Raw genomic sequence first — 22,519 nt, forward strand, 5'->3', positions numbered from 1 at the left:
GAATACTCTCCTTTTCAATATTAAAAATAACAATAGATTAGGCATTAAACCTTACTAATGAAGAATTTGGAAACATTGCTAAAAGATTATGCAGATCATGTAGCTGAAAGAGCTGCCAAAGGTATACCACCTTTACCTTTAAATGCTGAACAAACAAATTGTATTACAAAATTATTAGAACAAGATAGTACTTACGATTCATCTTATTTACTTGATTTACTAATAAATAGAGTACCCCCAGGAGTTGATGAGGCTGCTTACGTAAAAGCAAGCTGGCTTACGGCTATTGTTAATTCCGAAAAATATTGCAAATCAATTAATCCCGAAAAAGCAATTGAAATACTTGGAACAATGATAGGCGGATACAATGTAAATTCTTTGGTTGCAATCCTTAAAGGAGAAAATAGTTTACTCGCAAAAAAAGCAGCAGAAGTTTTAAAAAATATTATTCTTGTTTACGACTCGGCTAATGAAATTTATGAATTATCTCAAAGTAATATTTATGCAAAAGAAGTTGTAAATAGTTGGGCAAATGCAGAATGGTTCATAAATAAAAAAGTTCTGGAGAAAGAGATTACTTGTTTAGTATTTAAAGTTGACGGTGAGACAAACACAGACGACTTATCTCCAGCTGTACATGCAACAACACGCCCGGATATTCCAATGCATGCATTAGCTATGTTGGAATTTAAAAAACCTGATGGACTAAAGATTCTTGATAATTTAAAAAAACAAAATTTACCAATAGCTTATGTTGGAGATGTTGTTGGAACAGGGAGTTCTAGAAAATCTGCTATTAATTCACTCATTTGGCATATAGGAGAAGATATCGCTTTTGTTCCCAACAAAAAAACAGGTGGAATAATAATTGGCAGCAAAATAGCCCCAATTTTCTTCAATACTGCACAAGATTCAGGAGCTTTACCTATAGAAGCTGATGTATCTCAAATGAAAACAGGAGATGTTATTAAAATATATCCTTATAAAGGCATTATTAAAAAAATTGAAAAAGATTCAAATACTGAAGAATTAATAAGCAAATTCGAGTTGTATCCATCAACTCTTACTGATGAAATTCAAGCTGGAGGAAGAATAAATCTTATGATTGGAAGATCTCTTACGGACAAAATTAGAAACAAATTAGATTATCAACCAAGTGAAATATTTACTAGACCACAAAATCCAACCGAAAGTAATGCCGGCTTTACTCAAGCTCAAAAAATAGTGGGCAAAGCATGCGGTTTAGAGGGAGTAAGGCCAGGAATGACCTGTGAGCCAATTATGACCACAGTTGGTAGTCAAGATACTACTGGGCCAATGACTAGAGATGAACTAAAAGAACTAGCTTGTTTAGGATTTACTGCAGATTTAGTGATGCAAAGTTTTTGTCATACAGCTGCGTATCCTAAACCAGTAGATCTAGTTACCCATAAAGAATTACCTGATTTTATATCTCAAAGAGGTGGAGTAGCTCTTAAGCCTGGAGACGGCATAATTCATAGCTGGCTTAATAGAATGCTTCTCCCAGATACTGTTGGCACTGGCGGAGATAGTCATACTAGATTCCCTCTTGGCATTTCATTTCCTGGAGGCTCGGGCATTGTTGCCTTTGCCGCTGCAATAGGATCAATGCCATTAAATATGCCAGAATCTGTGCTGGTTAAATTTAAGGGAGAATTATTACCAGGAGTCACTCTTAGAGATTTAGTAAATGCAATCCCTCTCTTCGCAATTAAAAAAGGACTCTTAACTGTTGAGAAAGCAAATAAGAAAAATATATTCAACGGGAAAATTATGGAAATTGAAGGATTACCAAACCTAAAACTTGAACAGGCTTTTGAACTTACTGATGCTACTGCAGAACGCTCATGCGCTGGTAGCACAATACTTTTATCCCAAGAAACTGTTCAAGAATATTTAAAAAGCAATATTTGCCTGCTAGAAAAAATGATCGAGAGTAATTATGAAGATTCAAAATCGATTTCAAGAAGAATAAATGATATGAAAAATTGGTTAAAAAAACCATCATTAATTAAACCAGATTCAAACGCTCAGTATGAAGAAATCATTGAAATTGATTTAGCAAAAGTAACACAACCTATAGTTGCTTGCCCTAATGATCCAGATAATGTAAAAGAAATCACTGATGTTGCAAATACAAATATTGACGAGGTTTTTATAGGTTCTTGTATGACAAATATTGGTCATTACAGAGCAGCTGCAAAAGTTCTTGAAGGAGTACAAAATTTAAAAGCTAAATTATGGATTTGTCCACCAACAAAGATGGATGAAGAAACTCTAAAAGCTGAAGGTTACTATAAAATTTTTGAAGATTGTGGTGCAAGGTTAGAGTTACCGGGCTGTTCTTTATGTATGGGAAATCAAGCCAGAGTAGATGAAGGTTCCGTAGTATTTTCTACTAGTACAAGAAATTTTGACAATAGACTTGGCAAGAATGCACAAGTCTTTTTAGGCAGCGCTGAATTAGCAGCAGTTTGCGCACTGCTTGGCAAAATACCTGAAGTTGAGGAATATCAGGATATTACTAAAAATAAAATTAATCCATATTCAGATGAACTTTATCGCTATCTTCAATTTGATGAAATACACGATTTCAGCTTGACAAAGTAATCATGGACTATGCCAAATTTTATAAAAAATAATATTCAAAAAACAAGTAATAATTCCTCTCGTAGCATCAAAAAATTATTAAAACAAAGATCTCTAGTCGTTGCATTTTCGCTCTTATTAACAGGTTTAGGAGCCTCAATTACAAGCATATCTTTTAAAACTGGAATCTATTTTATTAATAATTGGAGATTAGCATTATTAGACCAATTCCCATCTATTGCGGTCTTACCTATTTTTGGAGCTCTAGGAGGAGCTATTGCAGGATATTTGATCAAAAATATTGCACCTGCTGCAAAAGGTTCAGGAGTTAGTCAAATCATGGGTTTTTTAAGGCATAAAAAAGTTCCAATGAATTTAAAAGTAGGCTTAGTAAAGCTAATATCAGGAATTATTGCAATTGGTAGTGGATTCCCTTTGGGTCCAGAAGGTCCATCCGTTCAAATGGGAGGATCAGTAGCTTGGCAAATGGCCAAGTGGCTCAAAGCTCCCACAGCTTTTAGAAGAGTAATAGTAGCAGCAGGGGGTGGTGCTGGAATAGCTGCAGTATTTAGCGCTCCATTAGGAGGGTTTGTCTATGCAATAGAAGAGTTATTAAACTCTGCAAGACCAGTAATTTTGCTATTAGTAGTAATTACAACTTTCATTGCAGATTCATCTGCTGATATTATTCAAGCCTTAGGTTTAGATCCTAAAGCAGGAGGGTTTGATTTTAACCTCGGATTTTTGATTCAAAAAGAATATGACCCATCAGTTTTTTTCTTACCTGTAGATTTTATTTACTTAGTTTTACTAGGAATAATTATTGGAATATTTGCAGAATTGTACAGCAGATATGTTTTGTTGATGCAAAATCTTGGGAAAAAGTGGTATAAAAATAAATTTGTTTTAAAAATGAGTATTTGTGGACTTATTTTAGGAAGCATCTACTCTTGTTTACCCAGTACATTTCATAATTTAGATGAATTACAGAAAATAATAGCTGAACAAAATACAAGTATTGGAATTGCTTTATTAGCTGTTTTAGTATTATTTATTACGACAGGCTTAGCTGCAGCATCTGGAGCTCCTGGAGGATTGTTCTATCCAATGCTTACTTTAGGTGGGTCAATTGGACTAATAATGGGGAGCTGGGTGGAAATTGCGACAGGACATGCACCAAGTACATACATTTTTGCGGGAATGGGAGCTTTCGTAGCAGGATGTTCGCGAACACCAATTACCGCAATGTTTTTAGCTTTCGCTTTAACAAAAAATTTATTAATAATGAAACCTGTGTTAATCAGCTGCATTGCCAGTTTCTTGATAGCAAGAGTTTTTAATGAAGAATCAATTTATGAAAGACAAATACAAATAGAATTAGAAGACTAAAAACTATCTTCAATCAAAAACAGCAGTTTTGCTGTTATAAACAAATACTTGATGATTCAGATGTAATCTAACTGCTCTTGCTAAAGCTATTCTTTCAATATCTCTTCCTTTTCTAATCAAATCGTCAACTTCATCCCTATGACTTACATTAACTGTGCATTGCTCAATTATCGGGCCTTCATCAAGATCTTCAGTAACATAGTGAGCTGTAGCACCGATTAATTTAACGCCTCTCTTCCAAGCTCGATGATATGGTTGCCCGCCCTTAAATGCAGGTAAGAAAGAATGATGAATATTTATTATTGAAGAAAACTTTTTTAAAAAAGAGTCACTCAAAATTTGCATATATTTAGCTAATACAACGAGATCAATTTCATATTCTTTAAGTAAATGTAAAAATTGATCTTCAACAATAGATTTATCAGTTTTAAAGGTATCTATATGAACAAATTTTGCATTAAAGTCATTTGCAATATTTTCAAGATCAGAATGATTTGAAATTATTAACGGGACTTTCATTTTGAGTTCTCCATTTCTTACTCGCCAAAGTAAATCAATCAAACAATGATTTTGTTTACTCACGAAAATAGCAACATTTGGAATTTCATCTGAATAATTTACGTTAAATTTTCCATTTACTTCATCTGCAATTTTTTCAAATTCTTTATAAATTTCATCTCTATTAAAAAATTCATTGTTACTATTCCATTCAATTCGACTAAGAAATAATCCTGCATCTTGATCTGTATGATGATCAGAATGTTTTATGTTGCCACCATAATTTGAAATCCAACTTGTAAGTAGACTTACAAGGCCAGGACGATCGGGACAAACAATTTTGAATATAATTGAAGGATGTTCCAAAAAATCTTTAACTATTAAGTCAAATAAGCAAGTATATCTAATATATCAATGAAAAGCTTAAAAGAAAATTTTCAAAAAGCACACATAGTTATTATTGGATCAGGGATTATTGGAAAATTTAACGCCTTAGAATTATCAGAATTAGGTTTCCAGGTAACGATAATAGATCCAGCTCAACACCAAAATAGTAGCAATGCAGCTTTAGGCTTACTAATGGGTAATATGTATCAAAAAAGAAGAGGTAGAAGCTGGGATCTCAGGAAACAGAGCATTGAATTATGGCCACAATGGATTACATTCCTGCAAAAATTTAATTGTGAATTAAATATCGAAAAACCATTAATACAACTAACTACAGATGAAGAAAAGTTTAAAAAATTAGAGAAATTTGTTTATGAAAATAATGATCAAAACTTGCGAATTTTAGAAAGAGACTCAATATTTATCAAGAATATTAATAAAGCCTTCCAAGCAACAAATATAAAAGGAATCATCTCCTTCAAAGATGGAAGAATAAATGCTTTATCGTTACTTCAAACATTAGATAAATATCTAAAACATAAAAAAGTAAATTATTTACAAGGAGAAATAATAAAAATAAGAAAATCAAACAATCAATGGATTTCTACAACAAGGAATAATGAAAATATCAAATCTGACATTGTTATTTTGTGTAATTCACTAAAAGCGATTGATTTAATAGATATCCGATCTCACAACATCAAATTAAAGCCTGTTTTAGGTCAAGCTATGGAAATTGAGATTAATGATGCAGAAGTTGATTTGTTATCGCTGCCAAAACAATTCAATATAAATGGTAAAAATATAATTCCAAAATCAAAAAATAAGCTAATTATTGGATCAACTGACGAATATAGTACTAAGCCAGAAAAAAATACATTCGAAAAACTCACAAATTTTCTCGATAAAAAACCGAATTGGCTGGAGAAAGGAAAAATTTCTAAAAAGTGGTACGGAATTAGATCAAGACCAGATGGTAAGCCTTCGCCAATAATGAAAAATCTTAAAGATGGACTAGTAATATGTACAGGTTTTTACAAAAATGGGATTTTACTGGCTCCCGCTTGTTCTAAATGGGTTGCTAATGAAATTAAAAATTACCTTTACTAATCTTTTGTTTCAGTAAAGTCTGCATCAATTACATCGTCTCCACCTTTTTCATTTGAATCACTCTGATCAGGACCGCCTGCTGCGTTAGGTGATGGTGGCTGATTACCTGGTTGCTGATAAACAGATGAACCAACTGCATAAAGTTCTTGCTGGAGTTCTTCAAGAAGTTTTTTCATTGATTCATAATCTTCTTTTGAAGTTGCTTCTTTTAAAGCATTACTTTTTTCTTCAACTTTAGACTTTGCTGCAGCATCAATTTTGTCTCCTAACTCACCAAGTTGCTTTTCTGTCTGGTAAACAAGTGTTTCAGCTTGATTTTTTAAATCAATTTTTTCTCTTTTTTCTTTATCTGCAGATGCATTTGATTCAGCATCTTTTACCATTTTTTCTACTTCATTATCAGAAAGAGTTGAAGCACCAGTAATAGAAATACTTTGCTCTTTACCACTTCCTTTATCTTTAGCTGTAACACTAAGAATTCCATTTGCATCAATATCAAATGTAACTTCAATTTGTGGAACACCTCTAGGTGCTGAAGGTATACCATCCAATCTGAAAGTTCCTAAACTTTTGTTATCAGAAGCCATTTCTCTTTCACCCTGCAATACGTGAATTTCTACATTTGTTTGTCCATCCACAGCAGTTGAATATGTTTCAGATTTCTTCGTAGGTACTGTAGTATTTCGATTTATCATTTTTGTCATTACTCCCCCTAAAGTCTCTACACCTAATGAAAGTGGAGTAACGTCAAGTAACAATATATCTTTAACCTCTCCTGCTAAAACTCCTCCCTGAATAGCAGCTCCAACAGCTACAACCTCATCAGGATTGACAGTTTGATTTGGTTCTTTACCAATTATTTTTTTAACTAAATCTAAAACAGCAGGAATTCTAGATGAGCCTCCCACCATAACAACTTCATCAATTTCACTAGTAGAAATTTTTGCATCACTGATAGCTCTCTCAACTGGAGTCTTACACCTATCAATTAAAGAAGCAGCTAATTCCTCGAACTTTGCTCTAGTGAGGTTCAAATCCAAATGTTTTGGTCCTTCGGGAGTTGCTGTAATGAAGGGTAGATTTATTTCACTTTGGGTAGCATTTGAGAGCTCTATTTTTGCTTTTTCTGCAGCTTCAGTCAATCTTTGCAATGCTTGCTTATCTTGTCTAAGATCAATTCCCTCATTTGATTTAAAAGTATTAGCTAAGTGATCTACTATGCATCTATCAAAATCATCACCACCTAAATGTGTATCTCCAGATGTAGAAAGAACTTCAGTTACTCCATCACCAGCTTCAATAACTGAGACATCAAATGTTCCTCCCCCTAAATCAAAAACAAGAATTTTTTCATTTTCTTTATCCAAACCATATGCTAAAGCCGCAGCAGTTGGTTCATTAACAATTCTCAAGACTTCTAAACCTGCAATCTTTCCAGCATCTTTCGTAGCCTGTCTCTGAGAATCATTAAAGTAAGCTGGAACTGTAATTACAGCCTGTGTAACTTTGTCTCCAAGATATTTACCCGCATCATCTGCTAACTTTCTTAAAACTTGAGAACTCACCTCTTCAGGAGAAAACTGCTTATCCAAAATAGGACATTTTAATTTGACACTAGAACCAGATTTTTCAACAGAATAACTAACTTCTTTAGATTCTTCATTAACTTCATCAACTCTTCTACCAACAAAACGTTTTGCAGAATAAAAAGTATTTTCAGGGTTCATCACAGCCTGTCTTTTTGCTATTTGTCCAACAAGCTGATCTTGATTTTTTGTATATGCAACAACTGATGGAGTAGTTCTGAAACCCTCAGCATTTGCTATTACAGTAGGTTTACCACCTTCCATTACAGCGACACAACTATTTGTTGTTCCTAAATCGATTCCTACAACCTTACCCATGGGTAAATTCTCAATATTTGTTATTCTCCATAATCGGTCATCGTCGTCATTATTGTTACTCAAAGACGGGGAGTGGTTCCCGAACAGATCAGTTTTTTTAAGGAAAAAATTCTAAACATGATTTCAAGTAAGACATCTTTTATAGCATTAATTGGTAATCCAGTAGGCCATTCTTTGTCACCAATTATGCAAAATGCTGCCCTTCAATATTTAGGGTTAGATTTAATCTATATTGCCATACCCTGTAAAGATGAAGATTTAGAATTAGTTCTGAATTCTTTTAAAAAGATTAATTGCAAAGGTTTAAACATTACAATTCCACACAAAGAAAAAGTATTTAACCTTTGTAGTGAAATCTCACCGATTGCTAACAAACTTAAAGCAATAAATACTCTGAAATTAAATAACCAAAAAGAATGGAGTGCAACTAATACTGATGTAGAAGGATTTATTTATCCATTAAAAAATTTCAACTTAGCAAAGAAAAAATCAATAATTCTTGGCTCAGGGGGTGCAGCAAGATCTGTTATTCAAGGTTTAATAAATTTAAATCTGTCGACAATTTCAGTAATATCACGTAACAAATTATCACTGAATGAACTAATAAAAAATTTTGATAATCAAATTCAACTTCAGGGTTTCTTAAATAATGATGATCAAGCTCAAATTTTAATTCAGGAAGCAGATTTAATTGTAAATACAACACCAGTAGGGATGAAAACAACTAAATATGAAAATAATGTATTGCCATATGGCGAGGCTTTTTGGAGATCTCTTAATTCAAAAACAATTGTTTATGATTTAATCTACAATCCTGCCACAACTCCTTTATTAAAATTTAGCGCCAAAAAAGGATGCATGACTATAAATGGTTTGGAAATGCTTATTGCTCAAGGAATGAAATCAATATCATTTTGGACTGATGGTTTAGAAGTACCTTTTCATGTAATGAATGACGCACTAAAAAAATATCTTTAAAAAAATAATCCTATTTTTAAGAAATTGCCTATGATAATGTATCGTAAATAATGAACAGACGCTCATCAAACTAATTTATGAGCCAAAGACCTTGTCTGAAACTATGAACGATCAACAACCTTATTACGAAACAATGTATATCCTCCGCCCAGACATTGCGGAAGATGAAGTTACTAATCACATTGATAAATACAATAAGCTTTTAAAAGAATTTGGCGGTACGATTCTTGATAGCCAAATGAGAGGCAAGAGAAGATTAGCCTATCAGATAGCAAAACATAGAGAAGGCATTTACGTGCAACTAAGTCATCAAGGTGATGGACAACATATTTTCAAAATTGAAAAAGCAATGAGACTAAGTGAAGATGTTATTAGATACATGACCGTTAAACAAGACGGTCCTTTACCAACCCCAAGACCTTCGAGCAAGAGCGCATCTGAATCAGAGAAAAAAGATAGTCAAGATGCTGAAGTTGATTCTAAAGAAAAACAACCAGTAGCTAGTGGAGATAGTTCAACTTCGGGAAAAGATGATGCTGAAACTAAAGAAACTGCTAAATCTTAAATATTAATCATTTGTTTTAGAATTTAACTCAGCCCATATTTTATTAGACATACCCCACATATAAATAAAACCCTCTGCTAAAGAATGATTAAAAATATCATCTTTGCTATAAGTTGCCAAATCTTCCCTGTAAAGTGAATTTTTTTCCGACATTCTCCCAATGACTATTGCGTTCCCCTTATAAAGTCTAATCTTTACTCTTCCATTAACTGAAGTTTGAGTTGATGATATAAATGCATCTAAACTTTCTTTAAGAGGTCCAAACCAAAAACCTTGATAGACTAATTGACCCCATTTTTTTTCCACTATTCCTTTAAAATCAACAACATCGGGGTTTAATGTTATGCTCTCTAATTCTTTGTGAGCTTTGATTAAAAGTGAGAGACCAGGGGTTTCGTAAATCTCTCTACTTTTAATTCCTACTACTCGATCTTCAATCATATCTATTCTTCCAAAACCGTGGATACCTGCAAGATCATTAGCTTTTTGAATAATCTCTACTGGAGTTAAAAATTCATCATTAATTCCAACTGGAAACCCATTTTTAAAAACAATTTCCATATCATGATGGGAATCAGGTGAATTATCAATTGATGATGTCATCGAAAATATATCCTCAGGCGCTTCTTGCATGGGGTCTTCTAGTATGCCTGCTTCAATACTCCTACCAAGTAAGTTAACGTCTATTGAATATGGCGATTTTTTTGATACTGGTGCAGGTATACCAAATTTTTCTCCATAAACTATTGCCTCCTCTCTACTCATATTCCACTCCCTTGCAGGAGTAATAATTTTTAAATCTGGACCTAAAGCATTAATTGCTAAATCAAACCGAACTTGATCATTTCCTTTACCAGTACATCCATGAGCTACTGCATCAGCATTAATCTCTCTTGCAATATTCACGAGATTTTCAGCAATTAAAGGCCTAGCAAGGGCTGTTGATAAGGGATATTTATCTAGATATAATGCGTTTGCTCTAATGGCTGGAAAAGCGTATCTCTCAACAAAACTATTAACTAAATTGCCAACGATTGATTTAGATGCACCAGAATTTAAAGCTTTTTGCCTAATAAGTTCTAAATCCTCGCCTTGTCCAAGATCTGCTACAAAAGTAACCACTTCTGAAATTCCATATTCATTCTTTAAATATGGAATACACACGCTCGTATCTACACCACCAGAATACGCTAGTACAACTTTTTTTATCTGCTGCATCTAAATTTGCTCCATAAATTTAAATTTTTGAGGTAATTAAGAATTTGAAAACTTATTAAATAATAATATTATTGTAACTAAAAGAGCTGGACCAAAAACTAGTAACAAGAGAAGAAAGTTATTAATTATTAAAACATTGGGGTATAAGTATGCAATAAGCTTAAATAATCCAGACAGCAACAATGAAATTAGCCAGATAAAAAAGTATTTTAAATTTGCTTTATCAAACAAAGTTTTTCGTGTGCATCATTATGTATTATCTTATATATAGAACATAGCCTTTAATGGATTCAAATAAATTAAAACTTAGATTAGACGACATTTCTGAAGTCAATCCAGCTTTAACTTGCTATCACAGAGATGATCCAGCTCCTGTGTTGCCATTAAGAGAGGAACCTGACCTACTATCTTGGCTGGAAAATACAGGTAGACTTGTTGCAGAAAAAGATGGCGATTCACAAGAGATTAGTACAATAGAAGAAGAAGAACTTTCAGCACTTATGGGAGAAAAAGAAGATTATAAAACTGAAGAAGATCCTTCATTAGAAGATGATTGGGAAGATTAAAAAGTTTAACTTTGAATCTTTATTTATATTAAATACTTTTGCTTTAATAGTTACCTCCTGTTTTTTTAATAATTTTATTTTTACAGGAGTTTACATACTATTCTTCTTTATTTCTATTTTTACAACGAAAAATGGTCTAAAGATTATCAAAAAATTTAATTTACTTCAAAATATTAGAAATGAAGGCCCAGCTAATCACTTTAAAAAAAGTGATACTCCAACAATGGGTGGGATTTTTATGATAATCCCTTTTTTAATTTTACTTTTGATAATAACTATCAATTTAGGTTCTCTAAAATTATTTCTTTTATTTCTGACTATTTTTGGTTTCTTTATTACAGGATTTTTAGATGATTATTTAAGCATTAAAAGAAAAGAGAACACAGGTTTAAAAACAAATGAGAAATTTATCTTACAAAGTGTCATCTCAATAATTTTTATATTGTTCGCCTATGAAAAAAATTTAATCAGTCCATTAATAACAGTTTCTGACTCCTGGGGAATAAATATGAATATTTTCATATTGCCAGTTTCTTTTTTAGTACTTGTGGGCATAAGTAATTCAGTAAATTTGACTGATGGACTAGATGGATTAGCATCTGGATGCAGTGGGATTGTCTTTTATGGATTAGGAACAGAAATATTACTGAAAGAACAGCAAGAACTTTTTGTTTTTAGCATCTTATGTTTTTCAATGTGTGGCATATGCTTAGGATTTCTAAAGTATAATAGTTATCCTGCAAAAATATTTATGGGCGACACAGGATCTATAAGTATTGGAGCAATTCTGGGTTCTATAGCATTATTAACCAATAGTGTTTTTACCTTATCTATTTTCTCAGGAATATTTATTATTGAATCGTTATCAGTAATGATTCAAGTAGGGTTTTTTAAAATTACAAAAAAATTATTTCATAGAGGTAAACGCATATTTTTAATGGCTCCACTACACCACCACTTTGAACTTAAAGGAATAAAAGAACAAAAAATAGTTGAAAATTTTTGGAAAATCAACATTTTACTTGTAATTTTAGGTATAGTTTTAAAAATCAATCTTTAAAAAATTTGTTATGAATTTTTTTACATGGAAAGATAATGGATTAACAAGTGACTGCTCAAGTCTTGATGCAATGGCATCAAGGTTTGAAGAAACTGCTAACTTAATGAAAAAACTTTCTAAGAAGGGCTTTAAACTAAAGAAAACTCAAAATAATCAACTAATTCTTCACCCTGATCCTGAGGTTTTTGATCAATGGGGTTTTATAAGTGAGGAAGTCCCTTTTAAACAACTTTGTTTAATGTCAGATGAAGAATAACTATTTGAATTTGAAAATTTTTCATTAAGTACTGATAAATAATTGCGGACATGAGTGTTCCAACTAAAGTGCCTATTAACACCCTCAATTCCATTTCTGCTCCATAATTTCCACTGACTATTATTTGATATTCCTTTTTCAAGAATAACTTTCAACTCATTAACATCAGTAACATCTACTAGAAGCCCATTTTCACATTTTGAACGAATTTCTTTTGGCCCTCCATCATTTGTTGATATTATTGGCAATCCACATGAAGAAGCTTCAAGAAGAGTTAAACCAAAAGGCTCTGTTAAAGCTGGATTTACAAATACACCACCTCTGCTAGCAGCCCACCTATATAAAGCAGGAATCTGACTTGGAAGATGTTTTTTTGGATAAGCCACCTTTCCATACAAATTATATTTATCAATTGTTTCAAAAATATTGTTGAAAACATCTTTTTGCTGAGGATCAAGTTTTGAAGTATTCTCTCTACAACCTAAAATCAAAATTAAATTAGTTTTTCTTTTTAATTTTTCAGATCTTCCATATGCTTCAATCAAAGATGGAATATTTTTTCTTCGTACAGCTCTAGAAATAGTCAAAAATGGAGGTTTAGTAGAATCCTTTAGAAAAGGTTTCATCATGTTATCAATTTCGGCTGTCTCGCTTGTGGAGTGAATATGGTGAAATTTATTATGATCAACACCAGGAGGAATAACTTTAGCTTTGTGAAGTGAGAAAGAAGAATATTGGGAATATTGATACACTGATTCTTGTTTAGTACTTGTAACGACAATATCTGCAGACTTCAATGCTTTTTCTTCTGCCTCAATTCTTTTACTTATAGAATAAAGTTTTTCTATTTGATTATTTTTTAAACCAGTATCAAGCAATTTCCTTTTTTTCTCTCTTCCTAAAGAATGACCAGTAAAAATAAGAGGAACATTTAAGGATTTACTTAGTTTAACTCCTACATATCCAGCATCTGCATAATGTGCATGAATGAAATTAGGCTTTTTGTTTTTTTGATAGTAAGAAATTAGTGTTTCAGTTAATTGATCTAAATAAGGCCAAAGCAATTCCTTTCTTAAATATTTATTAGGTCCAAATTTGAATCTGAAAATTCTCACTCCAGGTTCTACAAATTCTTCTTCTTGAGAATATTCATCGTCTACTTTAGGGTCGTTTATTAAACGAGTAACTAAATCTACTTGATCAACTTCTGAAGTATTAGCCAAGCTTTTAATTAACTCTAAAACATATTGTGTTTGCCCTCCTGTATCTGCATCCCTGCCTAACTCAAGATTTTTAGAACGTATAAGACCATGTAAATGTAAATGTAAAAATTTCAACCTCATTCAGTAAAACCTCCGGTCAACGGCCTTTAATACAAATAAGCTGAATTTTCTAAGGAAATATTAAGAAAGCATTATGATTTGAAATTTTTTTAAAATAAAAGTTTTCAAAAAAGCAGTTATAACAAAGTTTTATACCCCTTTAAAAAAGAATTTCGTATTACTTAAATAATTAAAATACAAAGAAATACAACAAGGAATTTCTTATTTTAAAACTTTTTTAAGATATTTTGCTGTATGACTTGTAGGATTTTTAGCTACGTCCTCAGGAATACCTTCTGCAATAATTTCTCCACCTTTATCCCCTCCATCAGGTCCTAAATCGATAATCCAATCTGAACATCTAATAACATCTAAATTATGTTCAATAACAATTACTGAATTACCTTTATCTACCAGACGTTGTATTACATCCATTAATTTATGAACATCATAAAAACTTAACCCCGTTGTTGGTTCATCAATCAAATATAAAGTTTTTCCAGTAGCCCTTTTTGACAATTCCGTAGCTAACTTAACTCTTTGAGCCTCTCCACCAGATAATGTAGGAGCTGGTTGGCCTAGTTTGACATAGCCTAAGCCGACATCTACCAATGTAGATAATCTATCAGCAGCTTGAGGTATAGCAGAGAAAGTTTCTGCAGCTTGTTCGACAGTCATCTCTAAAACATCGGATATATTAAAACCTTTATATTTAACTTGAAGAGTTTCCCTATTAAAACGAGCTCCTTTACATACTTCACATTGAACATACACATCAGGTAAAAAATTCATTTCAATAACATTAACTCCCTGGCCTTTACAAGCTTCGCATCTTCCTCCTTTCACGTTAAAGCTAAATTGACCAGCCTGATAACCTCTTGCTTTTGCTTCTACTGTTGCAGTAAATATCTGCCTTATAGGGTCAAAAGCACCGGTATATGTAGCAGGATTTGATCTTGGAGTTCTTCCTATTGGAGATTGATCGATAACGATAACTTTATCAATTGCCTTTATACCCTTTAATTCTTTTACACCTTGTGGAAAAGGGACTTTTAATCCAAGAGAGTGACACAATGCAGGATGAAGTAATTCATTTATCAGGGTGCTCTTCCCACTTCCACTCACACCAGTTACAGAAACTAATCTTCCCAAAGGAAATTCCACAGAAATATTTTTTAAATTATTTTTAGAGCAATTATTTAAAATTAAACTTTTTTTTACTGATGATCTACGTTCTTTTGGAGTAGGAATTGACTTCCTACCACTGAGATAAGCTCCAGTTAATGACCTTTCTGAATTTAAGACATCTTGATAAGATCCTTTAGCAATAATTTCTCCACCATAAACACCTGCCCCAGGACCAATATCTACTAAATAATCTGCGGATTTCATAGTATCTTCATCATGTTCAACAACAACCAAAGTATTTCCCAAGTCTCTTAAGCTTTTTAATGTTTCTAATAATCTGTCATTGTCTCTTTGATGCAAACCAATACTTGGTTCATCTAATACATACAAAACGCCAGTAAGACCTGCACCTATTTGTGTAGCCAATCTAATACGCTGAGCTTCACCACCAGACAAAGTCATAGCTGGTCTATCTAAAGTCAAATAATCCAAACCTACATTAATTAAAAACTTCAAACGTAAACGAATCTCTTTTAAAACCAATTCACCTATCTGCTTTTGTTTTTCTGATAAAGATATATTTTCCTTCTTTGTCTTAGCTAAACCCATGATGCGTTCTACATGATTTAGGGTTTCAGAAACGCTTATAGAAGTTAAGTCAGTAATGTTATATGGACCAAGTTTAACTGCCAAAGCCTCAGGCCTTAATCGTTTTCCAGAACATGTCTTACAGGGAACTAATTCTAGATATTTTTCTAATTTTTGTTTAACTGATTCTCCATTTGCTTCATTCAATTGCCTTTCTAATATTGGCAAAATCCCCTCGAAAGGTCTTTCAAAACCACTAGAAGTTTTAAAACGACTATCAGCTTGGATTAATATTGGCTTATCTGATCCCAAAAGTAGAACTTTTTTTTGCAAATCACTTAAATCTTTCCAAGGAGTTTTTAATTCAAAACCATAGGCTTGTCCCACAGAATAAAGTAAAGAGAAATAATAAGTATTATCTTTTTCACTCCAAGGAGCTATTGCAGCATAAACAGGTAATGTTTTATCAGGTATAACTCTATCCGCAGTAAATTTTTTTAAATAGCCAATCCCATGACAATCTGGACAAGCGCCATATGGGCTATTAAAAGAAAACAATCTAGGAGAAAGTTCTTCAACAATAGAGCCATGTACAGGACATGCATAGTTTTCTGAGTAAAGTTTTTCTCTCTCTAAGTTAGAAGGTAAGTTTTCTCCTTTTTTTGGAACAACTTCTACTATTGCTAAGCCATCGCCTCTTTTGAGACAAGTTTGTAGAGAATCATTTAATCTTTCTTGTATTCCTTCTCTTGCAATTAATCTATCAACTACTACTTCAATATTATGAATTTGATTTTTATCTAATTCAATACTATCAGCAAGTTCTCTCACCTCTCCGTTAATTCTTACCCTAGCGAATCCTTCAGCAGCTAATCCACTTATTAATTTTGTATGTGTTCCTTTTTTACCTCTTACAACAGGAGCCAACAATTGGTACCTCGTTCCTTCTGGTAAGAGAAGAATTTGATCAACCATTTCATCAATTGTTTGAGGCGCAATTGGAATCCCGCAGTGGTGACAATGCGGCTCACCAGCACGACCAAACAATAATCTTAAATAATCTTGTATCTCTGTTACTGTTCCGACTGTTGATCGAGGATTATGACTTGTAGATTTTTGGTCAATTGAAATAGCAGGTGATAAACCTTCAATGTTATCAACATCTGGTTTATCTACTTGACCCAAAAACTGCCTTGCATATGCCGAGAGGCTCTCAACATATCTTCTTTGACCTTCAGCAAAAATAGTATCAAAAGCTAGAGAACTTTTACCACTTCCACTCACACCTGTAAAAACTATAAATTTGTTCCTAGGTAGAGAAATATCAATATTTTTTAAATTATGCTGACGAGCGCCCCTGATATTAATTGAGTTATCTTCTCCGAAACTACTAACAACTTTATTAACCATGTTTAAATCTAAATTAATGGTTCAAAGAAGTTATTATAGTAGAATTTTTTCTATTTTAAGCAGCTAGACGATCAAGAAGTCTAGAAGCATATTCGCTTACTTCGCAAGAACCTCCCCCTATAAGTTCTACTAATTCATTTTTTCTTTGATTTTTTGTAGTTAGTTTTGCAATCGAAGTAAAAGTTATTCCATTAATTACGTTTTTATTAACTTTAAAATGAGCTAATCCACTAGCAGCTAAAAAAGGCTGATGTGTAATACATAAAACTTGTTGATTTTTAGAAATTTCATTTATCAACTCAACCAAAGAAAATAGAGATTTCCCACTTAAACCACTATCAATTTCATCTAAAAAGAAAGTATTGGGTTTTTTAGAAATACTAGATTTAATAGCTAGCAAAAATCTTGACATTTCTCCGCAAGAAATAACATTTGATAACGGAGCAAGCTTTTGATCGGGATTAGCTGAAAACAAAAAATTTATATCGTCAGTTCCATCGCTAGAAGGCTTACATTCAGAAAATTGAATTGAAAAATTTGCATTTTCTAAACCTAGATTGCTTAAAATCGACATTACTGAACTTTGTAACTGTTTAGCCACTTTTTTTCTTTCAGTAGATTGAATAACAAATAAACAATTTAAATTACTTTGTAAATTCTCAATTTGAGCTTGAATCCTACAAATATCATTATCTTGATCATTTTGTTGAAAATACGTTTTTAATTGATCACGCTTTGCAATTAATTGAGGTAAGTTTAACGAAAAAGTTCGCTCTAAGTTTTTTAAAAAAAATAATCTTTTTTGTATGCCTGGAAGATTAGATTCATAATTTTCTATTTCTTGCAAATATGACTTTAAATCAAAAATTAAATCTTCAACATCAGCATGAATATTTAATAACTTCTCTCTAAAATTTTGAATTTTTAAATCGAAATCGGCTGTTTTATTTAAAATCTTTAGTGATTGATTTATAAAAGAAGTTACTGAGGGTTCATCATGACTGAAATTATTTAAATTTTCTAATGATGATTTAATTGAATTATTAATTTCAAGATTATTTACAAGTTTATTTTCTAATAACTCTAGTTCTAAAATTTCTTCACTTGAATTTAAATCAGCTTCTTCTAAACTCTTCAACATGTGTTTAATTGCCAAGTTTTTTTCTTCTTGATTCCTAGAAAATTCTATTTTTTCATTCAATAATCTTGTTAACTTTTCACTTTCTTTCCATATACTTTTACTCCTTTCACTAGTATCTCTAAATTTTTGAGAACATAAATCATCAATAATTAGTCTTCTCTTATCTAGAGAATCAAAGATAAAAGTGTCAGATTGACCTGCAAAATCTATTAAAAATCCTCCAAGTTTTTCTAATGATTGTCTATTAATTGGTAAATCATTAAGGCTATATTTGGATAGGATTTTATTATTTTTTTTATAAGATTTTCTTTTAATTTGTAGTTCTGAAGAAGTTATTTCAAAACCATTATTAATTAACCAATTATTAATTTGAAAAGAAGAAGAAAATATCGCCTCAATAACACAAAAATCTTTTCCTGGACGTATTAAATGTTTTAGAGGTATATTAGTTCCACCAAATAGAGCATTTAAGGAATCCAAAATTAATGATTTTCCTGAACCTGAATCCCCAGTTATGATATTCAAACCTTTTTCGAAATTAATTTCTATAATTTCTATTAAGGCAATATTTTCTATTTTTAGTTGTATTAACATGATAATTCTTCCATATAGAAAAATTAACTTCTTTTTTAAAAAAATAAAGGTTTTAAATATATAAAGTTATGAAAGAAGATTTTACTGATTTTATTGAGGTCTCTGGACTCTTAAATTATGATCCAGATACAATTTCTAAAATATACAAAAAAAATCCTAAAAGACTTTTAAAAAGACTTTGGCAAACACTCCTACCTATTTTTGCTTACATCTTTTCCGTTGGATGGGATAAATTAACTGGAAGACTGAAAAATGAACAGCAAGCAAGATTTAGAGCAAGAGAATTAACAAATTTGTTAGTAGAACTTGGACCTGCATTTGTTAAAGCAGGCCAAGCTTTATCAACAAGACCAGATATAATCCCAAGTATTCTTCTAGAAGAATTATCTGAATTGCAAGACCAGCTCCCTGGTTTTGATGGGGATAAAGCTATGGAATTAATAGAAGAAGATTTAGGAAACAAAATAGATGAGATTTTTTTAGAAATTGATAAAGAGCCAATTTCTGCTGCCTCTTTAGGTCAAGTGCATAAAGCTAAATTAAAAAATGAAGAGATCGTTGCAATAAAAGTACAACGGCCAGGTTTAAGAGAACAAATAACCTTAGACCTTTACATTGTAAGGAATATTGCTTATTGGCTAAAAAACAATATCGGATTAATAAGAAGTGATCTAGTTGCTTTGATTGATGAATTAGGCAAGAGAGTTTTTGAAGAGATGGATTATCTAAACGAAGCTGCAAATGCAGAAAAATTTAGAGATATGCATAAACATAACAAAATGATTGCCGTACCAAAAATTTATAAAGAAATAACTTCAAGAAGAGTATTAGCAATGGAATGGATAGACGGTACAAAATTAACAAATTTAGAGGACGTAAAGAAATTAGGAATTAATCCTGATGACATGATTGATATAGGGGTGCAATGCAGTTTAGAACAACTTTTAGAACATGGTTTTTTTCATGCAGACCCGCATCCAGGTAATTTATTAGCCTTAGAAGATGGAAGATTATGTTATTTAGATTTTGGAATGATGAGCGAGGTTTCCAGAGAATCTAGGTCAGGATTAATTCAAGCAGTAGTGCACTTAGTAAATAAAAACTTCGATAAATTGTCTCAAGATTTCGTAAAATTAGGATTTTTATCAGAGGAAGTTAATCTAGAACCCATTGTTCCAGCATTTCAAGATGTTTTCATTAACGCCGTTGAACAAGGAGTTTCGAAAATGGATTTTAAGAGCGTTACTGACGATATGTCTGGTGTTATGTATAAATTCCCTTTCAGACTACCCCCGTATTATGCTCTTATAATTAGATCATTATTAACATTAGAAGGAATAGCTTTAAGCGTAGATCCAAACTTCAAAATATTAGGGGCAGCTTATCCCTATTTTGCTAGAAGATTAATGGAAGACCCTGATCCACAATTGAGGGAAAGCCTTAAAGAAATGCTTTTTGATAATAAAGAATTTAAATGGGATCGTTTAGAAGATCTTCTTTCTAACGCTGCAAAGCAAACAAACCTCAATTTAGAAAAACTTTTAGACGAAGTTATAAATCTTCTCTTTTCTTCAAATGGGGGATTTCTTAGAAATGAGATAGTTGAAGGTTTAACAAATCAGATAGATTTACTTAGTCTAAAAATATTGAAAAATTTAAATAATTATCTTCCACAATCAATTAAATTAAATACTACTAACGAAAATAATAACTTGAGTGACCTTATAATGTATGTTGAGCCATTGAGAAACTTTTTAGAGATTTTACAAAAAGTACCAGGGTATTCAATTGACATTTTTCTAAAAAGAGTGCCAAGACTTATTAATGAGCCCTATACAAAAGAAATGGGTATAAAAATTGCAAAAAAAGTAACTGAAAAAGGAGTTGTAAGACTTGTTAAGATTGCAGCTGGTGCAAATATATAAATGAAGTTTAATAAATTTTTAAAATTTAAAATATTTTTTATTTTAGTAATTTCTCCATTATTTTTTAATGTTCCACAAGCTTATACTGCTGAAGAAATTAAAATCACGTATAGCATATTTTCTAGAACAATTAAAGTAAATTCTTTGAAAACTTTTGCTAAAGAAGGTAAATCTACAAAACAATTAAAAAGAATTTTGAAAGCAACTGGGTCTCCCGATAAAGAAATTAGAAAAGTTTTAAACAAAGATTTTGAAGTTCCTATTACCATTGCAAGCAAACTAGTATATTCTGAAATAGGAAATGTTTTTTTAACAAGACTTTCATCTATTATCCACCCACCAAGAGCAACTGATGAAAGAACAGGTATGCTGGCCCTTAGAGCAAGCGTAATTCAGGGACTTAACATAGGAAATGGAAAAATAAATCTAGTAAATTTTTTTGAAGGATATCCAACTAAAACTGTAATTTTAGATGTCAGCGCTTTGAGCAAAGTTATGCATAAAGTAGAATCTATTTCAGAATTATTAAACTTCTTCACCAATTCTCCTTTAGAAAAAATTAAAACAAATTAAACAACCATGGTGTTATTAAATAAAATCAAAAATAAACTGCGTATTAATTACAGAAAAAAAAGGTGGCCAGGCCTAATAGAAGCTTATAAACAATATCTTCCAGTTACAAAAAAAACTCCTATTATTTCCCTAAGTGAAGGAAATACACCTCTAATTCTAAGCGAGTCAATTAGCAACTTAATTGGAAATGGAACAAAAGTTTTTTTAAAATATGATGGCCTTAATCCAACAGGATCTTTTAAAGATCGTGGAATGACTATGGCAATTAGCAAAGCAAAAGAAGAAGGCCGTGAAGCAGTAATATGTGCAAGTACTGGAAATACCTCTGCTGCTGCTGCTGCATATGCTTCGAGAGGAGGATTAAAACCTTATGTTTTAATACCAGAAGGATTTGTTGCCCAAGGAAAGCTTGCGCAAGCATTAATGTATGGCGCTGAAATAATATCTATTAATGGAAACTTTGATAAGGCTCTTGAAATTGTTAGAGATTTATCCTCAGAACATCCTATTGAACTTGTGAATTCTGTTAATCCATATCGAATACAAGGACAAAAGACGGCAGCTTTTGAAATAGTTGATGACCTAGGTTATGCTCCTGATTGGCTTTGTATTCCAATGGGTAATGCAGGAAACATAACTGCTTATTGGATGGGATTTAAAGAATATTCAAAAATAATAAGGAATTTGAAATTACCGATAATGATGGGTTTTCAGTCCGAAGGCTCTGCTCCATTAGTAAAAAATATAATAGTTAAGGATCCAGAAACAATTGCAACTGCAATAAGAATTGGAAATCCTGTAAATAGAGAAAAAGCAAAAAAAGTAAGAAAAGAGAGTAAAGGAGACTTTCAATCAGTTACAGATGAAGAAATAATCAATGCTTATAAAATTCTTGCCAAAGAGGGAGTATTTTGTGAACCTGCCAGTGCAGCATCGGTTGCAGGACTGATTAAAAATAAAAATAGAATTCAGAAAGAATCGACTATTGTTTGTGTCCTGACTGGAAATGGATTGAAAGATCCTGATTGCGCTATAAAAAACAACGATGCTATTTTTAGGAAAAATATTGAACCTTCATTAAAAAATATAACTAAAATTCTAGGATATTAAAATCCAAAACAAATAGTGTCTGTGGAAATCAATTAAAAACAAACATCACTTGTTGAAAAATACATAATAAGTAATTCTATTTGTTGAATAGCTTTTTCTATATCTGAAAAATTTAAATTTATTCAACAAATAATATTTTTTTTCCACATGTATTTGTTTACGTAAACAAAGTTAGCAACCTGTTTGA

At 31.8% G+C, this 22,519-nt stretch carries 17 protein-coding genes; 11 read left to right on the top strand and 6 right to left on the bottom strand.

The genetic code is table 11. From position 1 onward, the window contains the following. The first annotated feature begins 57 nt into the window (after positions 1–57). Positions 58–2,631, top strand: coding sequence for a bifunctional aconitate hydratase 2/2-methylisocitrate dehydratase (gene acnB, locus HA152_RS09855; protein WP_209135819.1), 2,574 nt, complete (start codon positions 58–60; stop codon positions 2,629–2,631). A gap of 9 nt (positions 2,632–2,640) precedes the next feature. After that, a complete protein-coding gene (locus HA152_RS09860; protein ID WP_209135820.1) occupies positions 2,641–3,999 on the top strand; it encodes a ClC family H(+)/Cl(-) exchange transporter in 1,359 nt (452 codons plus the stop codon). A 9-nt stretch (positions 4,000–4,008) separates the two neighbouring features. On the opposite strand, the gene purU is transcribed toward HA152_RS09860, so the two are convergent. Continuing rightward, the gene (gene purU, locus HA152_RS09865; RefSeq protein WP_209135821.1) at positions 4,009–4,863 is read right to left on the bottom strand and encodes a formyltetrahydrofolate deformylase; all 855 of its coding nucleotides are present in this window, start codon (positions 4,861–4,863) and stop codon (positions 4,009–4,011) included. 48 nt (positions 4,864–4,911) lie between these two features. Between purU and HA152_RS09870 the strand changes: the two genes are divergently transcribed. Then, complete coding sequence (locus HA152_RS09870; protein ID WP_209135822.1) at positions 4,912–5,994, top strand: FAD-dependent oxidoreductase; 1,083 nt, start codon at positions 4,912–4,914, stop codon at positions 5,992–5,994. Here the strand turns inward: HA152_RS09870 and dnaK are convergent. Next, a complete protein-coding gene (gene dnaK / locus HA152_RS09875; protein WP_209135854.1) occupies positions 5,991–7,898 on the bottom strand; it encodes a molecular chaperone DnaK in 1,908 nt (635 codons plus the stop codon). The genes HA152_RS09870 and dnaK overlap by 4 nt on opposite strands. Positions 7,899–8,015: 117 nt before the next feature. Here dnaK and HA152_RS09880 point away from each other — a divergent pair, with 117 nt between their 5' ends. Both HA152_RS09880 and rpsF read left to right on the top strand, forming a co-directional pair. Beyond that, positions 8,016–8,876, top strand: coding sequence for a shikimate dehydrogenase (locus HA152_RS09880; RefSeq protein ID WP_209135823.1), 861 nt, complete (start codon positions 8,016–8,018; stop codon positions 8,874–8,876). Positions 8,877–8,979: 103 nt separating this feature from the next. After that, a complete protein-coding gene (gene rpsF / locus HA152_RS09885; protein ID WP_209135824.1) occupies positions 8,980–9,441 on the top strand; it encodes a 30S ribosomal protein S6 in 462 nt (153 codons plus the stop codon). Between the two features lie 3 nt (positions 9,442–9,444). On the opposite strand, the gene HA152_RS09890 is transcribed toward rpsF, so the two are convergent. After that, complete coding sequence (locus HA152_RS09890) at positions 9,445–10,659, bottom strand: argininosuccinate synthase (RefSeq protein ID WP_209135825.1); 1,215 nt, start codon at positions 10,657–10,659, stop codon at positions 9,445–9,447. A gap of 284 nt (positions 10,660–10,943) precedes the next feature. On the opposite strand from HA152_RS09890, the gene HA152_RS09895 reads away from it, so the two are divergent. Genes HA152_RS09895 through HA152_RS09905 form a run of 3 tightly spaced genes read left to right on the top strand, consistent with a single transcriptional unit; the run spans position 10,944 to position 12,541 of the window. Beyond that, complete coding sequence (locus HA152_RS09895; RefSeq protein ID WP_025923746.1) at positions 10,944–11,225, top strand: DUF3134 family protein; 282 nt, start codon at positions 10,944–10,946, stop codon at positions 11,223–11,225. Beyond that, positions 11,209–12,285, top strand: a complete 1,077-nt coding sequence (gene mraY, locus HA152_RS09900; RefSeq protein ID WP_209135826.1) for a phospho-N-acetylmuramoyl-pentapeptide-transferase — start codon at positions 11,209–11,211, stop codon at positions 12,283–12,285. The genes HA152_RS09895 and mraY overlap by 17 nt, the downstream gene beginning before the upstream one ends. 10 nt (positions 12,286–12,295) lie before the next feature. Next, on the top strand, positions 12,296–12,541 hold the full coding sequence (locus tag HA152_RS09905; RefSeq protein WP_025882542.1) for a hypothetical protein: 246 nt from the start codon (positions 12,296–12,298) through the stop codon (positions 12,539–12,541). On the opposite strand, the gene HA152_RS09910 is transcribed toward HA152_RS09905, so the two are convergent. From HA152_RS09910 to HA152_RS09920, 3 genes are all read right to left on the bottom strand, one after another. Next, on the bottom strand, positions 12,475–13,884 hold the full coding sequence (locus HA152_RS09910; protein WP_209135827.1) for a glycosyltransferase: 1,410 nt from the start codon (positions 13,882–13,884) through the stop codon (positions 12,475–12,477). The genes HA152_RS09905 and HA152_RS09910 overlap by 67 nt on opposite strands. A 201-nt stretch (positions 13,885–14,085) precedes the next feature. Beyond that, a complete protein-coding gene (gene uvrA, locus HA152_RS09915; RefSeq protein WP_209135828.1) occupies positions 14,086–16,989 on the bottom strand; it encodes an excinuclease ABC subunit UvrA in 2,904 nt (967 codons plus the stop codon). Between the two features lie 55 nt (positions 16,990–17,044). After that, positions 17,045–18,724 (bottom strand): AAA family ATPase, encoded by a 1,680-nt coding sequence (locus HA152_RS09920; RefSeq protein ID WP_209135829.1) that lies wholly within the window; start codon positions 18,722–18,724, stop codon positions 17,045–17,047. A gap of 68 nt (positions 18,725–18,792) precedes the next feature. Here HA152_RS09920 and HA152_RS09925 point away from each other — a divergent pair, with 68 nt between their 5' ends. The 3 genes from HA152_RS09925 to thrC are packed head-to-tail and all read left to right on the top strand — an operon-like array spanning position 18,793 to position 22,332. Further along, positions 18,793–20,649, top strand: coding sequence for an ABC1 kinase family protein (locus HA152_RS09925; protein WP_209135830.1), 1,857 nt, complete (start codon positions 18,793–18,795; stop codon positions 20,647–20,649). Continuing rightward, positions 20,650–21,222, top strand: a complete 573-nt coding sequence (locus HA152_RS09930; protein WP_209135831.1) for an alpha/beta hydrolase — start codon at positions 20,650–20,652, stop codon at positions 21,220–21,222. 6 nt (positions 21,223–21,228) lie between these two features. Next, entirely contained in the window at positions 21,229–22,332 is a 1,104-nt protein-coding gene (thrC, locus tag HA152_RS09935) for a threonine synthase (protein ID WP_209135832.1), read from the top strand. Positions 22,333–22,519: the final 187 nt, after the last annotated feature.

Origin of the sequence: Prochlorococcus marinus XMU1412 (genome assembly GCF_017696315.1) — a bacterium.
Classification (GTDB): domain Bacteria; phylum Cyanobacteriota; class Cyanobacteriia; order PCC-6307; family Cyanobiaceae; genus Prochlorococcus_A; species Prochlorococcus_A marinus_AF.

Bases quoted from the DNA above. Each gene is read 5' to 3' on its own strand.
- HA152_RS09920 (WP_209135829.1), bottom strand. From the start codon at position 18,724: ATGTTAATACAACTAAAAATAGAAAATATTGCCTTAATAGAAATTATA.
- HA152_RS09910 (WP_209135827.1), bottom strand. From the start codon at position 13,884: ATGAGGTTGAAATTTTTACATTTACATTTACATGGTCTTATACGTTCT.
- HA152_RS09905 (WP_025882542.1), top strand. From the start codon at position 12,296: ATGAATTTTTTTACATGGAAAGATAATGGATTAACAAGTGACTGCTCA.
- rpsF (WP_209135824.1), top strand. From the start codon at position 8,980: ATGAACGATCAACAACCTTATTACGAAACAATGTATATCCTCCGCCCA.
- HA152_RS09895 (WP_025923746.1), top strand. From the start codon at position 10,944: ATGGATTCAAATAAATTAAAACTTAGATTAGACGACATTTCTGAAGTC.
- acnB (WP_209135819.1), top strand. From the start codon at position 58: ATGAAGAATTTGGAAACATTGCTAAAAGATTATGCAGATCATGTAGCT.
- HA152_RS09930 (WP_209135831.1), top strand. From the start codon at position 20,650: ATGAAGTTTAATAAATTTTTAAAATTTAAAATATTTTTTATTTTAGTA.
- HA152_RS09925 (WP_209135830.1), top strand. From the start codon at position 18,793: ATGAAAGAAGATTTTACTGATTTTATTGAGGTCTCTGGACTCTTAAAT.
- mraY (WP_209135826.1), top strand. From the start codon at position 11,209: ATGATTGGGAAGATTAAAAAGTTTAACTTTGAATCTTTATTTATATTA.
- HA152_RS09880 (WP_209135823.1), top strand. From the start codon at position 8,016: ATGATTTCAAGTAAGACATCTTTTATAGCATTAATTGGTAATCCAGTA.
- dnaK (WP_209135854.1), bottom strand. From the start codon at position 7,898: ATGGGTAAGGTTGTAGGAATCGATTTAGGAACAACAAATAGTTGTGTC.
- HA152_RS09890 (WP_209135825.1), bottom strand. From the start codon at position 10,659: ATGCAGCAGATAAAAAAAGTTGTACTAGCGTATTCTGGTGGTGTAGAT.
- HA152_RS09870 (WP_209135822.1), top strand. From the start codon at position 4,912: ATGAAAAGCTTAAAAGAAAATTTTCAAAAAGCACACATAGTTATTATT.
- thrC (WP_209135832.1), top strand. From the start codon at position 21,229: ATGGTGTTATTAAATAAAATCAAAAATAAACTGCGTATTAATTACAGA.
- uvrA (WP_209135828.1), bottom strand. From the start codon at position 16,989: ATGGTTAATAAAGTTGTTAGTAGTTTCGGAGAAGATAACTCAATTAAT.
- HA152_RS09860 (WP_209135820.1), top strand. From the start codon at position 2,641: ATGCCAAATTTTATAAAAAATAATATTCAAAAAACAAGTAATAATTCC.